We start from the raw sequence: 4,214 nt of genomic DNA, 5'->3' as shown, positions 1-4,214 counted from the left end.
ACATGGAACATCGGCGCGTCGCAAAGGAAGACGCTGTCATGGCCAACGCGGCCGATGACGCCGAAATTGACGGCGGTGGCGAAGGCATTGGCTTCGGTGACGTTGACGCCCTTCGGTTGGCCCGACGTGCCGGAGGTGTAGAGGATGATCGACGGCCGGTCGGCTTGCGGCAACGGACGGCGCGGCGCCGGCGCTTGCTCTTCCACCGCTGCCGCGAAGCGCGAGACGGCGAGCGGGGCGCAGCCGGGCGGCGGCGCAAGGTCGGGCGGGGTGTCATGGACCAGAAGCACGGGATCGCAATCGGCAAGGATGGCCTGCCGCTCGGGCGCGGCAAGCCGCCAGTTGACCGGCACGAAGATGGCGCCGAGGCGCATCGCCGCCTGCTGCAGGATGACGAGGTCGGCGCTGTTGCGGGCCAGCGTGGCGATCCGCTGCCCTTGCTTTATGCCACTGTTTTCGAGCACTGCGACGGCGCGCTGGATGGCATCGTCGAACGCGGCATAGGTCCAGCGCCGGCCGGACGCGAGGTCGACGCAAGCGAGGCGTTCCGGCTGCGCGCGGGCATGCAAGGCGACGGGGTCCGGTGTCGTCCAGGCCGGCATTGCGATCTCCTCCCGTGTCACGCGCCGTATCGGTTGCGGCCGGCATCGATCGCCGGTCCGAGACAGGTCACATCGACCGGATCATCTCGCCTTGTCGTAGGCGCCGAGGCCAGGCTTGTAGCTCTTTTCGTCGATGAACTGGCGGATGCCTTCCTTGCGGCCTTCACTGTCGAAGGAATTGGCCGCCTCCTGCGCCCGCACCAGATAGTCCTCGGCATTGTCGTAGGTCATCTCGGCGACGCGGCGGATGGCGTCCTTGGTGGCCTTGAGCGCCACCGGGTTCTTCTTCAGAAGAATCCCGGCCACTTCCGCGACGCGCGCCTTCAGGTCGCTGAGCGGCACGCTTTCATTGACCAGCTTCCAGGCCGCCGCCTTCCTGCCGTCGATCAGCTCGCCGGTCAGCGCGTGATACATGGCATCACGCATCGACAGCAGATCGACCACCACCTTGGTGGCGCCGCCGCCAGGCAGGATGCCCCAGTTGATCTCGGAGAGCGCGAACTGCGCCTCGTCGGCGGCGAAGGCGAGATCGCAGGCAAACAGCGGGCCATAGCCGCCACCGAAGCACCAGCCATTGACCATGGCGATGGTCGGCACGCGGTACCAGCGCAGCCGCCGCCACCAGCCGTAAGCCTCGGCTTGCGCCTTGCGCACGGCGCCCAGGCCCTTCGCCTCGGTCTCGCGGAAATATTCCTTGAGGTCCATGCCGGCCGACCAGGCGGCGCCCTCGCCCGAGAGCACGAGAACGCCGACGTCGTCGCGGAATTCAAGCTCGTCGAGCACTTGCATCATGCGCCGGTTGAGCGCCGGGCTCATCGAATTGCGCTTGGCCGGCCGGTTGAAGCGGACCCAGGCGATGCCGTCCTCCACATCGAAGGCGACGGTGTCTTCGGTTTCTCCTGCCATGGGTCAATTCCTCCGAGATCGCTATGTTGCATAGCTTTAATCTTTGCTATGTCGCATAGTATTTTTACCTTGACAAGGGGCCGGATCGCGGCAATCGATCGAACATGGACGAAACCAGCAACGATCTCGCCGAGGACGCGCTCGACGCGCAGATCGGCTACAATCTGCGGCGCGCCTCGGCGCTGGCGCTCAACGATTTCGCTATCGAGATGGCGGAGGCGGAATTGCGCCCCGTCACCTACGCCATGCTGGCGCTGATCGACGAACGGCCGGGCATCCGCGCCGCCGGGCTCTGCCGGCTGCTCGCCATGAAGAGCGCCAACATGGCGCCGCTGCTGGCCGAACTCGAGGAGCGCGGCCTGATCGAGCGCGACGACCATGCCAAGGATCGGCGCGTGCAGGAGCTTCGGCTGACCGAGGCGGCCAAGGCCGCGATGCCCGCCTGGCGGCGTCAGGTGCGCCTTCACGAGGACCGCTTCCTGCATCGGCTGACCAGCAAGGAGCGGGCAACGCTGCTGCGTCTGCTGCGCCTGATCTGGGTGGATGAGGCGGAGTGAGCGCCGGCGCGCCCTCAACTCCAAGCAAAACAATCCGATAGCGGCCCGTCCTGCGGGATTGATTCATCTGCGAGACATCGGGCCTTGGGCGATTAGCGTTTCCTCTCCCCGCGCATTTGCTGAGGGAGAGGAAGGACGCTATTTCGTCAGATCAAGGGCGGCCGAGAGATCGCCCATCGGCGGCTGCTCGTTATTGCGCAGCGCCTTGTCGCGGGCGACGATGCCGGGCAGCACTGGCAGGTCGTAGCGCGCGGTAATGAAGCGCAGGATCGAGGTCGTGTCGTACTGCGTGTGGTCGACGGTCCCCAGCTTTGCATAGGGCGAGATGATGAAGGCGGGAATGCGGTTGCCCGGGCCCCAGCGGTCGGCCCTGGGCGGCGCGATATGGTCCCAGAAGCCGCCATTCTCGTCATAGGTGACGACGACCAGCATATGCGGCCATTGCGGGCTCTTCTCCAGATGCGACACGATGTCGGCCAGATGCTTGTCGCCGCTGGTGACGTCGGCATAACCGCCATGCTCGTTGAGATTGCCCTGCGGCTTGTAGAAGCTCACTGAAGGCAGCTTGCCGTCGTCGATCGCCTTGATGAACTCGACGCCGTCGAGGCCGCCATCCTTCAGGTGCTCGGCGCGCGCGGCGGTGCCCGGCGCGTAGGCCGCGAAATAGTTGAACGGCTGGTGGTGGAACTGGAAGTTCGGCACTGGCGTGGCGTTCTTGCCGTCGAGCGCCGCCTGCCAGGCGCCGGAGTACCAGGCCCAGGAGACGCCCTTCAGCGACAGCAGGTCGCCGATGGTGATCTCGTGCTGCGGCGGCAGCGTGGTCGGCTGCGCCGGATCGGCCAAGGCCTTGTCACCGCCCTCGGCCGGCTTGTTGGCGCTCGGCTGGTAAGGCGGCTGCATGGTGTTGACGGCGTAGAAATCCGGCGTGATGGCGCCGTCATTGACGAATTTCGGCGCACCGCCCAAAGCCGAGGCTGGCGAATTGTCGGCCATCTTGAGCGTCACGCCGTCGGGCTCGACGACGGCGATCTGGCCTTTGACCGGGCTGGTGTCGGCATGCGGATAGACCGGCGCGCAGGCGCAGGCGAGCATGATGTGGTTGAGGAAGGAGCCGCCGAAGGCGCCCTGGAAGAAATTGTCGGCGAGCACGTATTTCCTTCCCACCGCCCACATTGGCAACGTCGAGCCATCATAGTGGCCCATGACGAGCGAGCCGGAATCGGCCCAGGCGACGAACTTGTCGTTCCGGCCGGCGTCGATCTGCATCTGCTCCTGGTAGAAGCGGTGCCAGAGGTCGCGGGTGATGACGCCGGTGTTTTCATTAAAACCCTTGGGATCGTCGATGGCGAAGCTGGCATTGGCGAGATGCGCGGTCTGAGCCTCCGTCACCGCAGGGGTTACGCCCTTGCCGGTCAGGCCGCCCCAGGCCGGCGGCAGCTCGGCAAGCGGCTTGCCGTCGCGGTCGAGTTGGCGGGCCTGGTCGGCCGAGACATTGGCCAGGCCATTGGCGCCGGGGAAGCCGCCATAGAGATTATCGAAGCTGCGGTTCTCGGCGTAGATGACGACGACGGTGTCGATCTTGTCGAAGCCGGGAGGAGCCGCATGGGCAGCGGCGGTTAGCGATGCCAGGGCGGTGGAGGCCAGGCAAAGCGAGAACAGGGACCTAGTCATGGGGGATGCCTCGTGGCTGGGGATGGCTGGAGGACGGCAATCGATGAACAAGCAGGCGCGGAAGCAGCTACTGCGATGCCTCTGTCACTTTTGTGACATTTTCCGCCCTGCGCGAACACGGTTGCGTGAGCGTCGCGACCGGTCATCAATCCGTTGCACTGGGCACCTAGTTCCGGAGGCAAACCGGACCGCGCCCTATGCCGACAAGACGATGGAAAAGCCTGACGATCGCTATCGCCACGGCGTCGATGTTCGGCTTCGCCGTACCCGCGAACACGGCAGGCAGCACCCATCCCGGCCCGCTGTCGCGCGCGGAGGCTTTCGCACGGGCAGAGGCGCTGACGGCGCTGGGGCGCAAGATGTTCTTCGATCCGTCGCTGTCGGCCTCGCGCAAGCAGGCCTGCTCCTCCTGCCACGATCCCGACCACGCCTTTGGGCCAGCCTCGGCGACACCGGTCGAGATGGGCGGGCCTAATGT

5 protein-coding genes are annotated in these 4,214 nt (G+C 65.8%); 2 read left to right on the top strand and 3 right to left on the bottom strand.

Going from position 1 to position 4,214, the window contains the following annotated elements:
• Positions 1-602, bottom strand: a 602-nt coding sequence (locus EOA33_RS26110; protein ID WP_145989283.1) for an AMP-binding protein, incomplete at its 3' end; no start/stop codon positions are given.
• Between the two features lie 81 nt (positions 603-683).
• Positions 684-1,508 (bottom strand): p-hydroxycinnamoyl CoA hydratase/lyase, encoded by an 825-nt coding sequence (locus EOA33_RS26105; protein WP_127406953.1) that lies wholly within the window; start codon positions 1,506-1,508, stop codon positions 684-686.
• A 104-nt stretch (positions 1,509-1,612) separates the two neighbouring features.
• Here EOA33_RS26105 and EOA33_RS26100 point away from each other — a divergent pair, with 104 nt between their 5' ends.
• Positions 1,613-2,065 carry a MarR family transcriptional regulator gene (locus EOA33_RS26100; protein WP_126055446.1) on the top strand — a complete coding sequence of 151 codons (453 nt, stop codon included), beginning with the start codon at positions 1,613-1,615 and terminating at the stop codon, positions 2,063-2,065.
• 138 nt (positions 2,066-2,203) lie between these two features.
• Here EOA33_RS26100 and EOA33_RS26095 read toward each other — a convergent pair whose 3' ends face one another.
• Complete coding sequence (locus tag EOA33_RS26095) at positions 2,204-3,736, bottom strand: acid phosphatase (RefSeq protein ID WP_127406952.1); 1,533 nt, start codon at positions 3,734-3,736, stop codon at positions 2,204-2,206.
• Between the two features lie 248 nt (positions 3,737-3,984).
• On the opposite strand from EOA33_RS26095, the gene EOA33_RS26090 reads away from it, so the two are divergent.
• Positions 3,985-4,214 (top strand): cytochrome-c peroxidase (locus EOA33_RS26090; RefSeq protein WP_245482438.1); only part of this gene is annotated, 230 nt, incomplete at its 3' end.

It is taken from the genome of Mesorhizobium sp. M4A.F.Ca.ET.050.02.1.1, from assembly GCF_003997725.1.
Taxonomy (GTDB): Bacteria; Pseudomonadota; Alphaproteobacteria; order Rhizobiales; family Rhizobiaceae; genus Mesorhizobium.
The sequence above is the reverse complement of the archived record's forward strand: the minus strand, read 5'-3'. Positions and strand labels throughout refer to the sequence as shown.

Excerpts from the sequence above, each read along its gene's own strand:
- EOA33_RS26105 (WP_127406953.1), bottom strand. The coding sequence starts at position 1,508 with ATGGCAGGAGAAACCGAAGACACCGTCGCCTTCGATGTGGAGGACGGC.
- EOA33_RS26100 (WP_126055446.1), top strand. The coding sequence starts at position 1,613 with ATGGACGAAACCAGCAACGATCTCGCCGAGGACGCGCTCGACGCGCAG.
- EOA33_RS26095 (WP_127406952.1), bottom strand. The coding sequence starts at position 3,736 with ATGACTAGGTCCCTGTTCTCGCTTTGCCTGGCCTCCACCGCCCTGGCA.